Annotated in this window: 17 protein-coding genes; 10 read left to right on the forward strand and 7 right to left on the reverse strand. The window is 69.3% G+C overall.

Features of this window, described 5'->3' with window-relative positions:
- The coding region (locus AB0J58_RS18655; protein ID WP_364217102.1) for a leucine-rich repeat domain-containing protein at positions 1 to 667 on the reverse strand (667 nt) is incomplete at its 3' end.
- A 503-nt stretch (positions 668 to 1,170) separates the two neighbouring features.
- On the opposite strand from AB0J58_RS18655, the gene AB0J58_RS18660 reads away from it, so the two are divergent.
- From AB0J58_RS18660 to AB0J58_RS18680, 5 genes are all read left to right on the forward strand, one after another.
- Entirely contained in the window at positions 1,171 to 1,827 is a 657-nt protein-coding gene (locus AB0J58_RS18660) for a GNAT family N-acetyltransferase (protein ID WP_364217105.1), read from the forward strand.
- 134 nt (positions 1,828 to 1,961) lie between these two features.
- Entirely contained in the window at positions 1,962 to 2,567 is a 606-nt protein-coding gene (locus tag AB0J58_RS18665) for a DUF1707 domain-containing protein (protein ID WP_364217108.1), read from the forward strand.
- A gap of 171 nt (positions 2,568 to 2,738) precedes the next feature.
- Entirely contained in the window at positions 2,739 to 3,134 is a 396-nt protein-coding gene (locus AB0J58_RS18670; RefSeq protein WP_364217111.1) for a metalloregulator ArsR/SmtB family transcription factor, read from the forward strand.
- Complete coding sequence (locus AB0J58_RS18675) at positions 3,067 to 3,549, forward strand: SRPBCC family protein (RefSeq protein WP_364217114.1); 483 nt, start codon at positions 3,067 to 3,069, stop codon at positions 3,547 to 3,549. The genes AB0J58_RS18670 and AB0J58_RS18675 overlap by 68 nt, the downstream gene beginning before the upstream one ends.
- Positions 3,536 to 4,108: a TIGR03086 family metal-binding protein gene (locus AB0J58_RS18680; RefSeq protein WP_364217117.1), complete on the forward strand. Its 573-nt coding sequence runs from the start codon at positions 3,536 to 3,538 to the stop codon at positions 4,106 to 4,108. The genes AB0J58_RS18675 and AB0J58_RS18680 overlap by 14 nt, the downstream gene beginning before the upstream one ends.
- Positions 4,109 to 4,164: 56 nt before the next feature.
- Here AB0J58_RS18680 and AB0J58_RS18685 read toward each other — a convergent pair whose 3' ends face one another.
- The 3 genes from AB0J58_RS18685 to AB0J58_RS18695 form a co-directional block, all read right to left on the reverse strand.
- Positions 4,165 to 4,887, reverse strand: coding sequence for a VOC family protein (locus AB0J58_RS18685; RefSeq protein ID WP_364217120.1), 723 nt, complete (start codon positions 4,885 to 4,887; stop codon positions 4,165 to 4,167).
- A 367-nt stretch (positions 4,888 to 5,254) separates the two neighbouring features.
- On the reverse strand, positions 5,255 to 5,833 hold the full coding sequence (locus AB0J58_RS18690; protein ID WP_364217123.1) for a DUF1707 domain-containing protein: 579 nt from the start codon (positions 5,831 to 5,833) through the stop codon (positions 5,255 to 5,257).
- A gap of 64 nt (positions 5,834 to 5,897) precedes the next feature.
- Positions 5,898 to 6,533: a helix-turn-helix domain-containing protein gene (locus AB0J58_RS18695; RefSeq protein WP_364217126.1), complete on the reverse strand. Its 636-nt coding sequence runs from the start codon at positions 6,531 to 6,533 to the stop codon at positions 5,898 to 5,900.
- A 234-nt stretch (positions 6,534 to 6,767) separates the two neighbouring features.
- On the opposite strand from AB0J58_RS18695, the gene AB0J58_RS18700 reads away from it, so the two are divergent.
- Together AB0J58_RS18700 and AB0J58_RS18705 are read left to right on the forward strand one after the other, a co-directional pair.
- The gene (locus AB0J58_RS18700) at positions 6,768 to 8,462 is read left to right on the forward strand and encodes a ricin-type beta-trefoil lectin domain protein (RefSeq protein ID WP_364217210.1); all 1,695 of its coding nucleotides are present in this window, start codon (positions 6,768 to 6,770) and stop codon (positions 8,460 to 8,462) included.
- Positions 8,463 to 9,929 (forward strand): sigma-70 family RNA polymerase sigma factor, encoded by a 1,467-nt coding sequence (locus tag AB0J58_RS18705; protein WP_364217129.1) that lies wholly within the window; start codon positions 8,463 to 8,465, stop codon positions 9,927 to 9,929.
- Between the two features lie 32 nt (positions 9,930 to 9,961).
- On the opposite strand, the gene AB0J58_RS18710 is transcribed toward AB0J58_RS18705, so the two are convergent.
- Entirely contained in the window at positions 9,962 to 10,195 is a 234-nt protein-coding gene (locus tag AB0J58_RS18710) for a hypothetical protein (protein ID WP_364217131.1), read from the reverse strand.
- A gap of 121 nt (positions 10,196 to 10,316) precedes the next feature.
- Here AB0J58_RS18710 and AB0J58_RS18715 point away from each other — a divergent pair, with 121 nt between their 5' ends.
- Positions 10,317 to 10,922 carry a response regulator transcription factor gene (locus AB0J58_RS18715; RefSeq protein ID WP_364217134.1) on the forward strand — a complete coding sequence of 202 codons (606 nt, stop codon included), beginning with the start codon at positions 10,317 to 10,319 and terminating at the stop codon, positions 10,920 to 10,922.
- Here AB0J58_RS18715 and AB0J58_RS18720 read toward each other — a convergent pair.
- Entirely contained in the window at positions 10,891 to 13,047 is a 2,157-nt protein-coding gene (locus AB0J58_RS18720) for a histidine kinase (protein WP_364217137.1), read from the reverse strand. The genes AB0J58_RS18715 and AB0J58_RS18720 overlap by 32 nt on opposite strands.
- 175 nt (positions 13,048 to 13,222) lie before the next feature.
- Between AB0J58_RS18720 and AB0J58_RS18725 the strand changes: the two genes are divergently transcribed.
- Together AB0J58_RS18725 and AB0J58_RS18730 are read left to right on the forward strand one after the other, a co-directional pair.
- A complete protein-coding gene (locus AB0J58_RS18725; RefSeq protein ID WP_364217140.1) occupies positions 13,223 to 14,380 on the forward strand; it encodes an epoxide hydrolase family protein in 1,158 nt (385 codons plus the stop codon).
- A 690-nt stretch (positions 14,381 to 15,070) separates the two neighbouring features.
- Positions 15,071 to 16,582, forward strand: coding sequence for a S1 family peptidase (locus AB0J58_RS18730; RefSeq protein WP_364217143.1), 1,512 nt, complete (start codon positions 15,071 to 15,073; stop codon positions 16,580 to 16,582).
- 26 nt (positions 16,583 to 16,608) lie between these two features.
- Here the strand turns inward: AB0J58_RS18730 and AB0J58_RS18735 are convergent, their stop codons facing one another.
- On the reverse strand, positions 16,609 to 18,159 hold the full coding sequence (locus AB0J58_RS18735; protein ID WP_364217146.1) for a S1 family peptidase: 1,551 nt from the start codon (positions 18,157 to 18,159) through the stop codon (positions 16,609 to 16,611).
- Between the last annotated feature and the right edge of the window lie 153 nt (positions 18,160 to 18,312).

Genomic DNA, 18,312 nt, shown 5'->3' on the forward strand with positions numbered 1-18,312 from the left:
CGGGCAAGGAGGTCAACGCGTTCTCGTGCAGAAGGAATGTGGTGAGGCTGGTGAGACCGCCCACCGATTCCGGCAGAGCGGTCAGCTGGTTGCGTGACGCGCGCAGTTCGGTGAGTCTGGTGAGACCGCCCAGCGACGTCGGTAAGGCTGCCAGCTTGTTCACCTGCAGTTCCAGTTTGGTGAGGTTGCTGAGGCCGCCGAGTGACTCGGGCAGGGCGGTCAGCTGATTCTCGCTCAGGTCCAGCGTGGTGAGGCTGGTGAGACCGCCCACCGACTCCGGCAGGACGGTCAACCGGTTGTGTGACGCGCGGAGCCAGTCGAGGCCGGTGAGATCACCCAGCGACTCAGGCAGGGCGGTCAGCTGGTTGCTGCCCGCCAGGAGCTGGGTCAGTTTCGTGAGGTTGCCCAGCCACTCGGGCAGGGCTGTCAGCTGGTTGAAGCTCAGATCCAGTTCGGTGAGGTTGGTGAGGTTGCCCAGCCACTCGGGCAGGGCTGTCAGCCGGTTGTGGCTCAGGTCCAGTGCAGTGATATGGGTGAGGTCGTCGTTCACCGACTCGGGTATCACGTCGATGTGCTGCCAGGACAGGTCGAGTACGGTCGACCCGTCACTCAGGCACCTGCTGATCCCGTCTCTGACAACTTTCTCGTCATAGCCGACCCTGTCCAAGGTTGTTCCTCCCCGTGTCACGCGCATGTCCGGATGCCGTTTCGAGCGCGAGGGCGAGGTTAGGCGCCGGTAATGGGGAATGGCTTGGAAATCGCTGACAGGCCGTGGAGGCGTCCTCCAGATGGAGACGGGAATTGATACCGGTGGTCGGTCACGGCGGTCCGGCCCCAGATGCTGGGTTCGGTGGTCACCGGTCGGCGCAGGAGCGCGGTCGACAGGTGGACGTCACCGGTGGCGGCGTTGCGCACCATGCTGTCGGGGTCGGCGGTCGGCGCGACCAGGAGTCGCGGATGACGTCGGGGTTGGACGCGGCCTGCACGCGACCAGTGGGAGGTGTCGGTGACTGCCTGGTCGATCGGCCAACATGCCGCGCTCACACACCCGTCAATGTGACAGGGGCTCTCGCCTGCCCTGGTGGAAGAGACGTCGAGAAGGCGCGAGCTTACTGCGACTTATTTGCAATAAACTGTCGAGGGCAGGAAGCCGCCCCTCGGGAGGACGCCATGAGCGTGATCGGTCAGGAGCAGCCCACGACCACACCCGAGGTGGTCCGGGCCTGGGTCGGCGGCTGGGCCGTTTCCCGTTCGGTGCGGCCCCCGGTCGAGATGGCCGGTGGATTCCGGCTGGATGTCGGACTGCCCGGACATCGCGTCCGCCACGTGCTCTTCGACCTCGACCAGGTGGCCGAGCTGGCCGTCACCCTGACTGCTCCGGGCACCTGGATCAAAGCGTCCGCGCCCGCCGAGCGGGTCGCGCCCCTGCTCACCTCGGCCTGGACCGTCGGCGAGCCGGAGTACCTGATGACCGTGCCGCTGCGCCGGGCCACCGCGCTCGCTCCGGACGGCTACACGCTGCGTACCGCGACAAACGGCGGGATCACGACCGTACGGATACACGACGCCGATGGAACGACGGCCGCGAGCGGGCAGATGGGGGTGGCCGGCCCGGCGGCCGTGGCCGACAGGATCCTGACCGATCCGGCACACCGCCGCCGGGGCCTGGGCAGCGTCCTGATGACCGCGCTCGGCGACGCCGCCGCCAAGCGGGGCGCCGCGACCGGCGTCCTGGTGGCCACCCGGGACGGCCTCGCGCTCTACCGTGCCCTGGGATGGACCCTGCGGGAAGCGATCACACCCGCGTACCTCCCCGAAAACGAGTAGGCGATACGCCTGCCTGTTTCCCCGGGCGTGGAAACCACACGTGACCCGCGGCTACCGTCTCATCCTCGGCCCACGCGATTCACCGCGATCGGCGGTGGCCGCGTTCGTCCTCATATCTCCGTATCATCGACTACATGACCGCTGAATACCCGGAATCCTTCCACCGTGGTGAGCTGCGCGTCTCCCATGCCGAGCGCGAAGCGGTGGTGGCACGGCTGAACGAGGCGGCGGCCGAAGGCCGTATCGACCTGGCCGAGCTCGATGAGAGGCTGGAACAGGCGCTGACCGCCAAAACCTACGCCGATCTGGCGCCCCTCACCGCCGACCTGCCGCCCGTGGTTTCGCTGGACCCGGGACAGCCGCTGGTCCTCAAGGGGGGCCTTCACGGCGCGGCGCGCGTCGGGCGCTGGCAGGTACCCGCGAAAGTAGTCGCGTACGGCGGCATGGGCGGTGCCAAGCTCGATTTCACCCAGGCCGACTGCCGGCTGCCCGTGGTCGAGGTGGAAGCACACGGCCAGATGGCCGGGGTCACGATCGTTCTCCCCGACGGCTGGGCCGTGGAGACCGGCGGGATGGATCCCGGCCTCGGCGGTCTGAGGGACAAGACCACTTCCGACCGGCTGCCGGGCACGCCACTGATCCGTCTCACCGGCACCGGCGGCCCGGCAGGCGTGGTCGTCCGCCATCCCAACGGCTTTGAACGTCGCAGGCTGAAGCGCATATCTGCGCAACGTCCTTGATCTCATCCTGACGGCCTGGTGCGGCGGGCCCGCGGCGGGGTGATTCACCAGAGGATGGTTCGGGATTCGGTCTCCACGCTGCGAGGGGATGCGCACTTTCAACCAGTGGGTTGACCGGTGGGTGACCTACGGCCTACAGTCCTTTCAACCATTGAGTTGAAAGGGGAGGGGATGACCACGGACGCGCTGTCCCGGGTCTTCGCCGCCCTCGCGGATCCGACCCGGTGTGACATGGTGGCCCGGCTCGCCGAGGGCGACGCGACCGTGAGCCAGTTGGCCGAGCCGTACCGGATGACGCTGCAGGCCGTCTACAAGCACCTGCGGGTGCTTGAGGACGCCGGGCTCGTCAGCCGGCCGCGGGGGCCGCAGCCCCGGCCGGTGCGCCTGGAGGTCCAGGCCCTCGACCTGATGGACACCTGGATCGAGCGCCACCGGGACCGTGTCGAGCGGCGCAACCGCCGCCTTGACGCCGTTCTGGCGGAGATGAACGGAGACGAACATGAACAGGATCACGGAGACGGTCATCGAAGCCGACCCGAGGCTGCCGGTCATCCGGATGACTCGTGACTTCGCGGCCACGCCCGAGCAACTGTTCCGCGCCCACACCGATCCCGCGTTGTTCACCCGCTGGGTGGGCCCCGATGCCACGGCCACCCGGATCGAGCACTGGGACGCGCGTACCGGTGGCAGCTGGCGGTACGTCTCAATGCACGACGGCACGGAGTACGGGTTCCACGGCTGCTTCCACGAGGTACGGCCGGACCGTATCGTGCAGACCTTCACGTTCGACGGCGATCCCGACGGAGTCACGCTGGAGACGTTGTGGTTCGAGGACCTGGGCGACGGCCGTACGCGACTGCGGACACAGTCGCTGGTCGACAGCTTCGAAGGCCGCGATGCGTGGCTGCGCAGCGGTATGGAGATCGGTGTCAACGAGGGTTACGCGAAGCTGGAGAGGATGCTCACCGATGGCGCTGTCTGACCACCCGGCCGAGCGACACCTGCGGGTCGCCGGGCTGTTCACGGACCGGGTTCGCGGCACCAGGTCCTGGGACGCGCCATCCCCGGTCGCCGGCTGGGCCGCCCGCGACGTCGTGCGTCACCTGACCGAATGGTTCCCCGGGTTTCTCGCCTCCGGTGCCGGCATCGAACTGCCCCGCGGACCGTCGGTGGACGAGGACCCGGTCGCCGCGTGGCGGGTTCACTGCGACGGCGTGCAGGCGGTGTTGGACGATGCGGGGACGGCGCATCGGGAACTCGTCAATCCACACGTCGGCAGCCTGCCGGTGGAGACCGCGATCGACCGGTTCTACACCGCCGACGTGTTCATGCACACCTGGGATCTCTCCAGGGCCACCGGCCAGGACGACCGACTGGACCCCGACTTCTGTGCCCGACTCCTCGGTCAGATGGAGCAGATGGAGCAGGTCCTTCGCTCTTCCGGCCAGTACGGCGCCCGGGTCGAGGTACCCGACGGTGCGAGTACTCAGACCAGACTGCTGGGTTTCATCGGCCGGGACCCGTTCTGGCCGGGGCGGTGATCGGGACAGCTCGCTGATCCGCATGTCCGTCACCACCGGCCCCGGGTCCGGTGACGCTATCGGGGGGTCAGCACACAGAACTCATTGCCATCGGGATCGGCCATCAGCACCCGACCGACCGCGCGTCGGCCGATGTCGATTCGAGTCGCTCCGAGGGAGACGAGACGGTCGACCTCCGCTTGCTGATCATCGTGCGCAGGTGGAGCCAGGTCGAAGTGCAGCCTGTTCCTCCCTGTCTTCGGCGTTACCGGCGGACCGCCCCATGTGATCTTCGGACCGCCGTGCGGCGAGCGGATCGCGGTCTCCTGGTCCTGGTCCCAGACCAACGGCCAGCCCAGCGCCTCGCTCCAGAAGTACCCGACCTCCTGCGAACCGTCACACGCGAGCGCTCCGACGAATCCGCAGTCGGCGAGGAAGTCGTTGCCCGGTCCGATGACGCAGAACTCATTGTCCTCGGGGTCGGCGAGCACCACATGACCCTCCTCCGGGCGTTGCCCGATGTCGATGTGCCGCGCACCGAGTTCGAGCGACCTCGCCACCGTCCGCTGCTGGTCCTCCAGGGACGTGCTCGTCAGATCGAAGTGCATCTGGTTCGGACCGGTCCTCTTCTCCTGGGTCGGAAGGCATCGGATCCGGAACCCGGTGTCATCGCTCGGCAGGAGCGCGATGCCGTCGTGGGGGTCGTCGACCGTCTCCCAGCCCAGGACCCCGGCCCAGAAGCGCGCGAGACGGAGTGGATCGTTCGCGTCGAAACAGAGCGCGACGAGCTGAGAGGTCATCCCGCGTCTCCGATCTGCTGGACTCGCACCCGCGTCCTGGCGCATGACGGAAGCAACGCTAGCCCGCACGAGGACTGCGACGCCAATGCTTATGAGTCAGAAGGCGACGCTTCCGGCGCACGATCCGCGATCGGTGACTCAGCCGCCTTCGACACCGTCGACGAACAGGAGGCGCCGGGCCGGTGCGGTCCCGCGGACGGCGATTCGTCCCCGGCCAAGGTCGGCAGATCTCGCGGGGGACCGCGTCGAGTCGTACGAGCAGGAGTCCACCGGTGTCCCTGTTCTGGTTCCAGATGTAGGCGAAGGTTCCCCCGCCCCGGCCCCGGTGAAGGGTGGTGGTGTCCTTGCCCTTATGCCCGGGTTCTGGTCAGGGCGTCTGCCGTGCCGGCTTGGCCCTCGTGCCGACGCCGCCGAACAGGGCGAGGCCGCTGATGACGATCCGCGGCGCCCCACGCTTCCTGCGCGCGGCGCCTCTGCCGAACCCGCCGAACAGGCCGAAGCCCTTGACCTCGACTTCGACGTCGTCGGGAACGACGACCTCCGTGTAACCCCATAGGGCGAAGACCCGGATCCGGATCTCGCGGTCGGTGAAGCGGGCGTCGCGCAGATCGATCTCGCCGCCGCCGAACATCGACAACGACGTGAACTCGCGCGGGGCGACCCACTGACCCTGGCGGGTGAACCAGCCGAACACGCTCACCGCGAAGCGGGAGCTGGGCGCGTCCTCCACCACCAGCGTGTCCGTGCGGCCGGGCTCGGGGAGATCGCGGCCCGCGCGCTCCAGCTCGCCCCTGGTCTTCGCCTCATAGATCTCGGTGAGCCGCCGGTCCAGCTCGGCCAGCTCGATCCACCCCATGGCGGCGGCCGTCCGCAGTCGTTCGGCCGCATGCTCACGGTCCTCGCCGGAGGCGCGCACCTGGTGGTCCGCACGGGGATGCTCGGCCATGCCTCAGTCCTGTTCCGTCGATCAGCGTGACTGACGACATCCTATTATCCAAGTGGACAATAACTCATTCAGGGGGCTCCAACCCGGATTCCTCCACCATGTGAGCCCCCATCATCGCGGCCAGCTGGACACGGAACTCCGCCTCATGCGCGGGATCGTCGGGATCGCGTGCCATGCCCGCCAGCCACGACCGCCCGCCGATGGCGAACCCGTACGCCGCCGACAGCCCGATCAGCGCCACCGCCTCGATACGAGACCGGCTCGGAGCGCGCCGCCCGGCCAGCGCGGCGCGGATCCCCGCCTCGATCGCGTCCATCAGCTCCACCAGCTCCGGCCGCGCGGCCCCCCGATAGTCGGCATGCATCTCGGCCCAGACGAACAGGCGCAGATAGCGCTCGTCGGCCAGGGTGTCGAACAGCACTCTCGTGATCCCCGCTGCGGTGGGTACGCCCCGCTCGGCGCTGATCCGCTCGCGTACCCGTTCCTCGATCCGATCGTTCTCGGCCATCAATACCTCGCGGACCAGGGCGGCGTAGGTGCCGAAGTAGTGCGTCACGAGCCCGTGGGCGACACCGGCGGCCGCGGCGATCTGCCGCAAACTGACATTGTCCGGGCCTCGTTCTCTGATCAGCCGGGCTGCCGCCGCCAGCAGCTCCGCCCGTGATTCCTCGGGACTGCGCCTACGCCTTCTGGATGTCATGCCCGGCAGCCTATTGTCCATTGGACAACAGGCCGTCACCTGCACACCATCGTCACCCTGTGCCGTGGGCGCCGCGCCCTAGACCCCCCGGCGTCCTCCACGGTGATGGGCCGGGTCAAGGCCTCGAACACCACGGAACCGCGGCGAGACCAAAAGAAATTTCCGAAGTCGCGTAATCCGGGCGAGTGGCCGGACTCCTTCCTCGGTGAGTGAAAGGAGCTCGGATTGAGCAAGATGAGATCTGCCCTCGTGCTGCCGCTGTCGGTGTCGCTGATGATGGGCGGGGCGGCGCTGGCGGCGCCGTCGCCCGCCGTGGCGGCGGCCCCGGCGGCCCAGTCGCGGTTCGCCTGCGACGAGGTGGATGCCAAGGACAAGGGCTGGGTGCTGCCGATCTACGTCCACCAGCCTGGGCAGGACAGCTGGGAGGACGACGGCGCCGCCCTGCTGAACACCATCTGGGAGACCGACCAGACGGTCGATTCGAGCGCGGAGCGGTTCGGGGTCTCCCGGCGGCTCCGGTTCGTGCAGGACGGTGACTGCCGTCCGGTGGTGGCGAAACTGCCGTTCACCAAGGGGCGCAACCGGGCCGAGATGGGCAAGGCGATGGCGGAGAACCTCGCCTCCCAGCCGGCCCTGGTGCGTACGCTCTGGCAGACCAACCGGGTCAAGCCGTTGTACTTCGTCAGGGACAACGAGATCACCGGCTCCTGCACGGGCGGCGGCGCCAACGCCGGCCTGAGCACCGGCAACGTCATCCTCCCGCGCTGGTGCTGGAGCGAGGCCGGGCTCACCCACGAGCTGATCCACAGCTTCGGGCTCTCGCACTGCGACGGGGGCGGCGTGAACGGCAACGACCCGGTCTGCCGGAACATGGGCACCCGGAAGGAGTGCACGAGCGACCTCGCGGCCAACTACCACCTTGACTCGTGCCGGATCGACGACTTCCGCTACTTCGAGCCGACGCCGGTACGGCAGCCGGAGCTGGAGAAGCTCAGGAACGTCGCGTTCAGCCCGTACCTGATCCAGGACCAGCCGAGCCCGGTGTGGCGGTTCCGCATCAAGGTGGTGGACGGCGGCAGATGCCTCGACGCGAGCGCGGCGCAGGTCGTGCAGCGCGCGTGTACGGACGGCTCCGCGCAGACGTGGCAGCGCAGCATCGACGACGACGGGTACCTCACGATCCGCAACGCGGCGAACGGCCGCTGCCTGACCATGGCGGACACCGTGGTGACCGGCCCGTGCGCGAAGAAGGACAGGTCGCAGCAGTGGCTGCCGCAGGCCGGTCAGGACAGGACCAACTTCACCGCCCGCTCCGGCGGGCAGCTGTCCGTCAAGGACAACCGTGACGGCGGAGCGGTGGTGCGCGACGGCAAGGGTGAGTTCGTGGCCGAACCGCTGGACGGCCTGGCCTCCTCGCCCACCCGGCCGAGCACCCCGGCTCCGACCGCTACCTCGCAGCCGACCGCCGGGCCGACCGCGTCACCGACCTCTGCTCCGGAGCCGGCCGGCACGCCGGGCCCGGTCGAGTCACCCGCCCCTGATCCCGCGGAGACTCCCGCACAGGGCCGGAACGTCCAGTTCAAGAGCACGTACGGCACCTGCCTGACCGCCTCCGGCACCAGGGTGCGCCTCGGTGCCTGCGGTACCAGGTGGAACGTCGCGACGGTCGGCAAGCACGTGCGGATACGCCACCAGAACCGCTGCATGGCACTCGGCAAGGTCAGCGGTGGCAAGCGCTCGGTCGTCCTGGTCAAGTGCGCCGAGGCCGGCAAGGGACAGCACTGGCTGCTCGAAAAGGCCGGCGGCTCGATCACGCTGAAGGCGGCGACCACGAAGGCCACCCGGCTCATCGCCCTCACCGCCAAGCCCGCCGGCGTCTACGCCAAAGCCGCATATCAGAAGAATTCCATCAAATTTATAATCAGATAAATGACCGAACCGGAAAGCGCGGACCCGGCCCTGACCCGGCTGGTCAGGACCGGGGACGACCGCGCCGTCTCCGAGTTGTACGAGCGGCACCACCCGGCCGTCATCGCTTTCGCCCGCCGGCTGTGCCGGGACCCGCACACCGCCGAGGACCTGGCAAGTGAGGCGTTCGCGCGGACCCTGCGCACCGTCCGGAGCGGCCCGACCGGCCCGACCGGCGACTGGCGTCCCTACCTGTACGCGGTGGTCCGCAACACGGCGGCGGAGTGGGCGCGCTCCGATCAGCGGTTCGTGCCGACCGACGAGTTCCGCGAGGACGATCTCACGACGGCCGCGCCGGAGCCGCCGGACGATCTCGTGACCCGCGCCTACCGCTCGCTGCCGCCACGCTGGCAGACCGTGCTCTGGCACACCCTGATCGAGGACGAGGAGCCCGAGCGGGTCGCGAAGATCCTTGGCATCACTTCCGGCAACGTCGGCGTGCTGGCCTTCCGCGCCCGCGAGGGGCTGCGCGAGGCGTACCTGGCCGCGCACGTGTCCAGCGCGTCACCCCGCTGCCAGGAGTACGCCGAACCGCTGGCGGCGATCGTGCGCAAGAGAAGCGGCCGCCCTCCGCGGGCACTGCGCGCGCACCTGGAATCCTGCGCGAGCTGTGCCCGGGCACACACGGAGCTGCTCGACCTCAACGCCACACTCCGCGCGGCGCTGCCGATCGCACTGTTCCCGCTCGCCCTGGAGGCGAGGAAGGGGATACCGGCCATGGCGGGGGCCGGGAAGTCGGCCGCCGCGTCGAAGGGGGCCGCGATGCCGGGCTGGGCGATCCCGGTGTCGGGGGCGGCTGCGATCATCGCCGCCGCCGTGGCCGTGTTCGGCCTGTCATGGGACCCGGCCCCCTCCCCGCCCGCGCAGGTCGCCGCTCCCGCGCCGAGCGCGTCACCCACCCCGAAGCCCACCCGTGTGAAGACCCGGGCGCCCGCCCCGGTGAAGACCCCGACCGTCCGCGCGACGACGCCGAGACCCGCGTCGAGGTCCCCCCACAGGCCCACTCCCCAGCCGGGCACCCGGATCGCCTACGCGGGCCGGTGCGTCGGCGCGGTGGGCGGGCTGGTGGCGGCGCTGCCGTGCGCCGACCCGCGTACGGCCTGGCGTACGCGGGGCGGTGCCCAGCGGTTCCAGCTCGTCCACGTCGCCGGTGGCCGCTGCCTGGCCGCCGGCGAGCAGTACGACACCGTCGCCTTCAACGGCGGCGGCATGCTCGCGGTCCGGCTCAGGCCCTGCTCCTCCGCCCCGGCCCAGCGCTGGCACCGCCCGGCCTTCAGCGACGGCGTGCGCCGACTGGTGAGCGTCCCTTCCGGCAAGGCGCTGTCCATCGGCAAGGAGTTCGTCGGCAAGCGTCCGCCGACGGCGTTCATCCTCTACGGCCCCTACACCGGCTCAGCCGATCAGCGCATCACCCTCGTGGACGGCTGACCCGGCCTGCCGGCAGAACGAACCAGCAAGTCCTACCGGCGGGGTGAGGGGATGCGGCCCCGCGTGAGGTAGGCGATCGGACCGAAGGGCTGGACGAACAGCAACGGCCACCACAGCGCCTTACGTCCCCGGATCTGTCCGGCCGGCCTGCGCCACAGGTCCGCGGCCGCCGTGGCGGTGAGCGACAACTCTATGGAGACCAGCGTCAAAATCGCCGCCCGTTGCCGGTCGGAGAGGTCACGCCAGCGCTTGTGCGAACGTGCCATGAGTGCTCCTTGGTTGAGAACGGCGCGCGCTCGATGCGGAACAGTGCGGTGGTGATGTCGGAGAGTCTCCATGGACCTCCCTATCCTGACAGCGAAGGATTCATCACCGTACGGGGGCCGAGTGATCCGCGTTCTGCTGGCCGAGGACATGACCATGTTGCGCCAGGCACTGGCCGCCCTGCTGTCGCTGGAGGACGACATCGAGATCGTCGCCGAGGTCGCGGCCGGTGACATGATCGTGGCCACCGCGCTGCGCACCCGTCCCGACGTGGCCGTGATCGACATCGAGCTGCCCGGGACGGACGGGCTCAGTGCGGCGGCCGAGCTGCACGAACTGCTGCCCCAGTGCCGGACCCTGATCCTCACCGGCGTGGGGCAGCCGGGCAACCTGCGGCGGGCGCTGTCCGCGCACGTGGCGGGGTTCATGGTCAAGGACTCCCGGCCGAAGGAGCTGGCCGAGGCGATTCGTACGGTCGCCGGGGGCGGCAGGGTGGTGGATCCACAGCTCGCCTTCGCCGCTCTCGACCTCCCGGCCAGCCCGTTGACCGAGCGGGAGACCGAGGTGCTGCGACTGACCGCCTCCGGCGCCGAGCCGCCGGAGATCGCCGCGCAGGTCGGTCTCTCCTACGGCACGGTCCGTAACTACCTGGCCTCCTGCGTCACCAAGCTCAACGCGCGCAACCGGGTGGACGCGATCAGGATCGCGACCGAAGCGGGCTGGCTTTAGGCCCTGTCCCCCGCCCTGTCCCCTGGATCTTCCGCCCGGCAGGATCCGCGGGACCGGGCCCGAGATCGGCGGTCAGGGTGAAACGGTCGCCGTCGCGCCGTACGGTCAGGCTCCCGCCGGCCTCCTCGGTCCGCGCCGTGAGGTTGAGCAGCCCGTTGCCCGCCCGGCCGTGCCTCTCGGGGAGCGCGCCGTCGTTCGACACCCGCAGCCAGACGCTGCCCGCCTCCGGCGACGTCTCGATCTCGCAGGTCCGGGCACCGGAGTGCCGCACCACGTTGGTCACCGCCTCGCGCAGCACGATCGCCCCCAGCGAGCCGGTCGGTGTCGCGCCGAGCCGTACCCGCGCGTCGATCCCGGCGGCCGAGAGCATGGAACGCGCCGCCTCCACCTCCTCGCCGAACGCCGGCGCGGCCCCCTCCTCGGCGATCGACCGCACCGAGGAGAGCGCCTGTTCCGCGACCGTGACCAGCTCGGCCAGGTGCACTCGCGCCGCGCCGGGGTCGGCGTCGGCCAGCCGTACGGCCAGCTCGCCCTTGACGGCGATGGCGGAGAGCTGGAACCCCAGCAGGTCGTGTACGTCGCGGGCGATCCTCAGCCGTTCCTTGACCACCGACATCCGGGTCAGCTCCCGGCGGGCCTGTTCCAACTGCGCGGCGATGACCGGGAGGCGGCAGAGCGCGTACACCATGACCATTGACACGAGGCTGAGCAGCACGGTCACGTGCACGACGGAGCCGGGCGACAGCAGCAGGGGCAGGCAGACGAGGAGCGCGGCGAACACCCACGACCAGGGGGCTCGCATGTGGAAGAGCACCACGCCCGCGACCAGCCCGGCATAGGACGGGGGCACGAGGTCACCGACGAAGGCCATCGGGGTGAAGACCAGAACGATCTGCAGGAGCAGTGTCCCCCGCCAGGCCAGGTGTTCTCGCGGGAGCACGTGGCGCAACTGCAGCACGGCGACCAGCGGCAGGCAGACCACGACCACGATGACCTGGATCATGCTCGGCGCGGCGAGCGCCAGGTCGCGGGCGCCGAACAGTTTCAGCGCCACCGTACCGATGTGATCGATCTCCAGGACCAGCAGGACCACCCAGGCCAGCCAGCGGGGGGTGTAGATCCTTTCCCTGGCGCGCGGGCCGAGCGGGATCCGTGCCTCCAGCGACACGGTGCCGCCGGCTTCGGTGACCTCGGCCTCGACCGGCATCGCGGCCTCGCGCAGCGGTGCCCCGGGCAGGCCGGTGAAGACGATCCTGAGCCGGCCGGTATCGCCCACCTCGATCAGGCAGTGCTCGGGCGTGCCGTGCCGCAGCGCGGCGGTCACCGTACGCCGGAGCAGCGCGGCGAGGACGGCGTCGGCACGGTCCGGGAGGCGGAGCTCCGGAGTCTCGATCGAGGCCGGCACCCCGGCCGCGCCCAGCACCGACCGTGCGGCCGCCACCTCGGCCGCCAGCGACCTGTCGCGGTAGTCGTCGGCCACCGACCTGACCCGGTCCAGCGCCTCCCGCGCCACCTCGGCGATCTCGTCCGGCCGGTTCCGCGCCGCCCGGATGACGACGGCGAGCCGCTCGCCCAGGACCGCACGCAGTTCGTTCGCGATCCGCAGCCGCTCGCGCTCCACCTCGAACGAGGCATGTTCCGCGCGGGTCGCGCGCAGCTCTTCGACCAGGTGGGCCAGGCGCGCCATGGCGAAGAAGCCCAGCCCTATCGCGCCGGTCGCGAGCGTCGCCCAGGCCGCGTACACGAGCCCACCTCCGGGCAGCCACCACACCCTGATCAGGAACTCGGCGAGCGCGACGAGCGCCGCCGGCAGCCAGGAGACCCGGCCGGGGAAGCCGAGCAGTACGGAGGCGAGCAACAGCGCCGAGATCGGACCCCAGGAGTCGCCGATGACGGCGTACGGCCCGAAGGTCAGCAGCGCCTGGACCATCATGATCCAGCGGGATGGGACCCGGAGCACGACCAGCGCGTACAGGCAGCCGAGGGCGACCACGACGGCCGTGCCGAACGCGAGGACCGCCGCGTCCGGCGGCCTGCCGAACGATGTCCCGACCGTCAGGACGCTGATCCGGAAGGCGCCGTACATCAGAAGGCAGGCGAACGACGGCGACAAGGCCCACCGCATGCGCCGCCCCCTCATCGAATGCCCGGAATGGACATTATGTCCGCCGCATATGACGGATGTGCGATTCGCATGGCGGGGCATGCGAACCCCATCGGAGCCGGTGCTGGAGGCACTACCGGCACGATGACGCTCCTTGCCAGGATCGTGCAGGTCAGAACCTGTCAAGGAGGCGTTCATGAGCACTCACGAGAAGATCGAACCGTTCCGTGTCGAGGTCCCGCAGGCCGACCTGGACGACCTGCGGGACCGGCTGGCCCGCACCCGGTTCGCCGAGGCACTGCCCGAGTCCGAGGTGACCGACGGGGTACAGAAGGGACCGGTGTCGCCCGGCTGGGAGTACGGCGTGCCGGTGTCCTTCGTCCGTGACCTGGTGGCACGGTGGCGTGACGGCTACGACTGGCGGGCGTGGGAGGCGAGGATCAACGCCTTCCCGCAGTTCACCACCGAGATAGACGGGCAGAGCATCCACTTCCTGCACGTCAGGTCACCCGAACCGAACGCCACCCCGCTGATCCTCACCCACGGCTGGCCCAACACGTTCGTGGAGTACCTGGGCATGATCGGCCCGCTCACCGACCCAGCCGCGCACGGCGGCGACCCGGCCGACGCCTTCGACGTGGTCATCCCGTCCATTCCGGGTTTCGGCTTCTCCGGGCACACCGCGAGCAAGGGCTGGAACATGGCCCGCATCGCCGACACGTGGGCCGAGCTGATGCGCCGCCTGGGCTACGAGCGGTTCGGCGCGCACGGCAACGACGCCGGCGCGATGGTCAGTCCCGAGCTGGGCCGCCGCCACGCCGACCGGCTCATCGGCGTGCACGTCAACCAGATCTTCTCCTTCCCCTCCGGCGACCCCGCCGAGTTCGAGGGCCTCTCCCCGGAGGACATGGAGTACCTGGGCTTCCTGCAGTCGTTCGTCGCACACTCCGTCCACGACATCGCCCAGCAGGCGCAGCCGCAGACCCTCGCCCACGCCCTGGCCGACTCACCGGCCGGTCAGCTCGCCTGGATCGGCCAGTTGCTGGCCGGGGTCCCGGACCCGGACCTGATCCTCACCAACGCCACGATCTACTGGCTGACCAACACCTCCGCGTCGTCGGCCCGGCTCTACTACGAGAACCACCACGCGGAGCAGGACACGTCGCGGACCACCTTCCCGATCGGCCTGTCCTCCTTCGCCTACGACTTCCGCCCGCTGCGCCGGTTCGCCGAGCGCGACCACGCCGACATCGTGTTCTGGAAGGAGCACGACCGTGGCGGCCACTGGGCCGCCCACGACGCCCCCGACCTGCTCATCGACGACCTCCGCGAGTTCTTCCGCATGTTCGCCTGACGGTGCCGGGCCCCCTGGGCGATCACCGATCACCCGGGACCGACCAACCCGGCGAGCCCCCGAAATCACTGGCAGGGCCCATGGCCAGCTGCAGCGACTGTTCGACATCCATGTGTTCGCCGCGCGGGACATTCTGGCCGGCCTGCGCGAACGAGAACTCCTCAAAAAGATCGGAGACGCCCAGGGCGGAACCGGAGTCCGCTATGGCCCCGGCCCGAAGTTCCCCGGGTGACTCTGTTTCAGTGCCCTTCCCGAGGTCATCTCAGCCGGCCGCGGGAAGGGCCACGCGGAATCTGAGCGGTCCTTACGGACAGGACGACACTCTTTTCCATGGCTCTCCACTGAGGGTCAACTGAGAACCGTCGCTCAGATACCACTTCTCAGTTGCCCTCAGTGGAGACCCGTCCGGCGGAGCGAGACCACCGTGGCAGCGTTGACCGGAAAGCTCAGCCGTGGCGCGGCGGTTCGGAGCGTCGGTGAACCGGAGCGGATGAGCGAGGACACTACCGTTCAGTGCTGATGGCACGATCGTTGGCGGCACCTCAGATTCCCGCCCGCGTGGCGTGCGGCTTTCGCGACCTTGACCGGCGACGGCTGTATTAGGGTGGCGTTGCCCATATCGCATGATCAACCAGTGATACGAGGCGATCTCCCCCTCATGCTTTGAAAGCCGAGGCCGAGGAGAGACCCATGTCCCGTAGACATGCCATTACCACGGGATATGTCCTAGCAATCACCGCACTCACCCTGACCGCGGTCCCGGCCGGCGCGGAACACCAGGCAGCGAACCCCACAGCCGCCGTGACCGCCTCGGCCGCGCTGAAACCGCCGCCTGGCATGCTGGAGGCACTCCAGCGCGACCTGGGTCTCACCCCGGCCCAAGCTCAGACCCGCCTGCTCAACGAGGCCCGCCTGACACCGATCGTGCCGCAACTTCAGAAAGCGCTCGGGGAGCGTTTCGGCGGCGCCTGGTTCAGGGGAACCACCGCACAGAACCTGGTGGCGGCCACCACCAGCACCGCCGACATTCCCCAGATCCTCGCTGCGGGCGCCCAAGCCGAAGTCGTCACCTGGCCGCTGACACACCTCGCCTCGATCAAGAAGAAGCTCGACCGGGCTCTGCCCGTGCGGCCGGTAGTGGCCAGCGTGCGCTACGTCGATGTGAAGACCAACAAGGTCGTCGTCCTCGCCCCGAAACCCGAGGCGGCCGAGACCCTCGTCGAGAGCGCGGGGGTGGATAAGTCCGCGGTGGTCGTGCTGCCGTCCAACGAGCAACCCCGGCCCCTGTACGACCTGGTAGGCGGGCAGGCCTACTACGTCGGCGACACGACCCGCTGCTCGATCGGCTTCCCCATATTCAAAGGCACCCAGAACGGTTTCATCACCGCCGGCCACTGCGGCACACCGGGCCAGACCACCGCCGGCTTCAACCGGATCGCCCAAGGTGTCTTCCAGGCATCCTCCTTCCCGACCAACGACTACGCCTGGGTCGCCGTCAACGCCAACTGGACGTCGAAGCCGGCGGTGGACAACGGCGAGGGCGGCACCGTGCCCGTCGTCAGTGCCAAGGTGGCCGTCGAGGGTGCCTCGGTCTGCCGGTCCGGCTCCACCACCGACTGGCACTGTGGCCTCATCCAGCAGCGTGATGCCAGCGTCACCTACCCACAGGGCAACGTCTTCGGGCTGACCCGCACCAACGTCTGCGCCGAACCCGGCGATTCGGGCGGCGCCTTCATCTCCGTCGACCAGGCCCAGGGAGTCGCCTCCGGTGGCTCAGGCGACTGCAGCCTGGGCGGCACCACCTACTTCCAGCCGATCATCCCGATCCTCGCCGCCTACGGCCTGTCCCTGCAGACCACCGTGGGCAATCCCCCCGCTTTGAGCACGGGCACCTGCACCGGCTACCCGAGGGCCGCCACCGGCACCCTGATCAGCGGTCAGACCGCCGCCCAGACGCCCGCCCTGGGCTATCGATCGACCGCCAAAGGTATCCACTCCGGCTGTCTGGCGGCCAATGCGGGCGTCGACTTCGACCTGTACCTGCAAAAGCGGATCGGCTCGACCTGGAGAACCGTCGCCACCGCTGAGGGCGTGACTCCCAACGAGCAGATCGCCTACACCGGCACGGCCGGCCTCTACCGCTACCAGGTGGTCTCCTCCAGCGGCTTCGGCCCCTACACCCTGGGGTTCAACGCACCGTAACCGGCACGGGTTCTTCCCAGTGCCGGTTACGGCGTCGTGTAGCCCAGCCTGTAGGGGCCGGCGCCGCTGGAGAATAGCACCAGGTAGCGGTAGTCGCCGGGCGGGCCCCAGTAGCCGAGCTCCTCGAAGGGGTTGGGGCTGTTTGAGGTCGCGACGGTGCTCCAGCTGGAGCCGGTCCGTTTTTGCAGGTAGAGGTCGAAGTCGCCGCCGGCGTTGCTCTCCAGGCAGCCGTAGTGGTCACCGGTGACGGTCGTGCGGTAGTACAGGCCACCGGGCTGGTAGACGGCTTGGGCGTTACTCAACGTATCGGTGAGGACCGTGGAGTAGCCGCCGCAACTGCCCGTGCTGGCCAGAGGGGCCACGTCGTTGGTCACCAGGGTCAGGTCGTAGGCGGTGAGGATGTCGCCGACCGGCTGGACGTAGGTGACGCCGCCGGTGGCGCAACTGCCGGAGCCGCCCGAGACGACCCCTTGGGCCTGGTCGACCGAGAGCATGGAGGCGCCCGAATCACCGGGGTGGCCGCAGGCGCTGGTGCGCATCAGGTGGCCGACGACCCCTTCGGGGTAGGTGACGTCGGCGTCGTGCTGGGTGATGGTGCCGCAGTGCCAGTTGAGGCCGGTGGTGGAGGATCCGGCCAGGCAGACCGAGGCGCCCTCGATGGCCTGTTTGGAACCGTAGACACACATGGTGCCGCCGGTGTCGTTGCCCACCAGCGGCCGGGGTATCCAGCTGTCGTTGACCGCGATCCAGGAGTGGTCGCCGCCCGGGAACGTCGAGTCCCGTACGACGCCCTGGGCGAGCCGGTTGAAGCCGACGGTGGCGGCGCCCGTGGTGCCGCAGTGCCCGGCGCTGATGAACCCCTTCTGGTCACCGTGGATCACCGGGAAGCCGACCGAGCAGCGGGTCGTGGCGCCGACGTAGTAGGCCTGGCCGCCTACCAGGTCGGTCGGCAGGTCGGCCCGCAGGAGCCGGGGGCGCTCGGCTGAGGCGATCACTCGCACCGCGGCGGAGGCGAGGTGGGCGGCCCTGACGGTGTTCTCGGTCACCTTGGGCGTGTTCGACAGGACGACGACCTTGTTGGTTCTGACGTCGATGTAGCGCACGCTGCTCACTTCCGAAAGGGCGGGCCAGGTGGTGTCGAGCTTCTTCTTGACTTCCTGCAGTTCCGTCAGCGACCGGCGGACGAGGAAGGGGCGTGCGCCCTGTGCGGTGATCTGGGCGGCGTCGGCGCGGCTGGTGGTGGCCACCGCGAGGGTATGCGCGGTGGGTCCCAGCAGCCAGGAACCAGCGAAACGGGTGCCAAGCCGCCTGCGGAGCTGCACCGCGATCGGGGCCAGACGGACCTCGTTGAGCAGACGGCTCTGGGCTTGGTCCGCGGTGAGACCCAGATCGCGTTGCAGGGCCACCAGCATGCCCAGGGGAGGTCTCCGCGCTGCCGAAGACCGCTCGACAGCCTTCCCACCCGGAGCGGCCAAGGTCGCCTGGGCCGGGTGGGCGGCGACGGCCGGGGCCACCATCGGAGCAAGGGCGGTGATCGCCAGGAAACATCCCAAGGCGGCGACACACGTGCGGGACATGATGCTCTCCTTGACCTCGGCTCTGTAAGCGTGAGGGGGAGATCGCCTCGCGGCACCGGTCGATCCGGTGCACCGGCGAACGTCACCTTAATGCAGCTATTCCGCTCAACGCCCCGAAAGCTCCGCGCCACACCAATGACGACATGCGGGCGC

The organism is Streptosporangium sp. NPDC049644 (assembly GCF_040675205.1).
Taxonomy (GTDB): Bacteria; Actinomycetota; Actinomycetes; order Streptosporangiales; family Streptosporangiaceae; genus Streptosporangium; species Streptosporangium fukuiense.

Excerpts from the sequence above, each read along its gene's own strand:
- AB0J58_RS18660 (WP_364217105.1), top strand. The coding sequence starts at position 1,171 with ATGAGCGTGATCGGTCAGGAGCAGCCCACGACCACACCCGAGGTGGTC.
- AB0J58_RS18665 (WP_364217108.1), top strand. The coding sequence starts at position 1,962 with ATGACCGCTGAATACCCGGAATCCTTCCACCGTGGTGAGCTGCGCGTC.
- AB0J58_RS18670 (WP_364217111.1), top strand. The coding sequence starts at position 2,739 with ATGACCACGGACGCGCTGTCCCGGGTCTTCGCCGCCCTCGCGGATCCG.
- AB0J58_RS18675 (WP_364217114.1), top strand. The coding sequence starts at position 3,067 with ATGAACAGGATCACGGAGACGGTCATCGAAGCCGACCCGAGGCTGCCG.
- AB0J58_RS18680 (WP_364217117.1), top strand. The coding sequence starts at position 3,536 with ATGGCGCTGTCTGACCACCCGGCCGAGCGACACCTGCGGGTCGCCGGG.
- AB0J58_RS18685 (WP_364217120.1), bottom strand. The coding sequence starts at position 4,887 with ATGACCTCTCAGCTCGTCGCGCTCTGTTTCGACGCGAACGATCCACTC.
- AB0J58_RS18690 (WP_364217123.1), bottom strand. The coding sequence starts at position 5,833 with ATGGCCGAGCATCCCCGTGCGGACCACCAGGTGCGCGCCTCCGGCGAG.
- AB0J58_RS18695 (WP_364217126.1), bottom strand. The coding sequence starts at position 6,533 with ATGACATCCAGAAGGCGTAGGCGCAGTCCCGAGGAATCACGGGCGGAG.
- AB0J58_RS18700 (WP_364217210.1), top strand. The coding sequence starts at position 6,768 with ATGAGATCTGCCCTCGTGCTGCCGCTGTCGGTGTCGCTGATGATGGGC.
- AB0J58_RS18705 (WP_364217129.1), top strand. The coding sequence starts at position 8,463 with ATGACCGAACCGGAAAGCGCGGACCCGGCCCTGACCCGGCTGGTCAGG.
- AB0J58_RS18710 (WP_364217131.1), bottom strand. The coding sequence starts at position 10,195 with ATGGCACGTTCGCACAAGCGCTGGCGTGACCTCTCCGACCGGCAACGG.
- AB0J58_RS18720 (WP_364217137.1), bottom strand. The coding sequence starts at position 13,047 with ATGCGGTGGGCCTTGTCGCCGTCGTTCGCCTGCCTTCTGATGTACGGC.
- AB0J58_RS18725 (WP_364217140.1), top strand. The coding sequence starts at position 13,223 with ATGAGCACTCACGAGAAGATCGAACCGTTCCGTGTCGAGGTCCCGCAG.
- AB0J58_RS18730 (WP_364217143.1), top strand. The coding sequence starts at position 15,071 with ATGTCCCGTAGACATGCCATTACCACGGGATATGTCCTAGCAATCACC.
- AB0J58_RS18735 (WP_364217146.1), bottom strand. The coding sequence starts at position 18,159 with ATGTCCCGCACGTGTGTCGCCGCCTTGGGATGTTTCCTGGCGATCACC.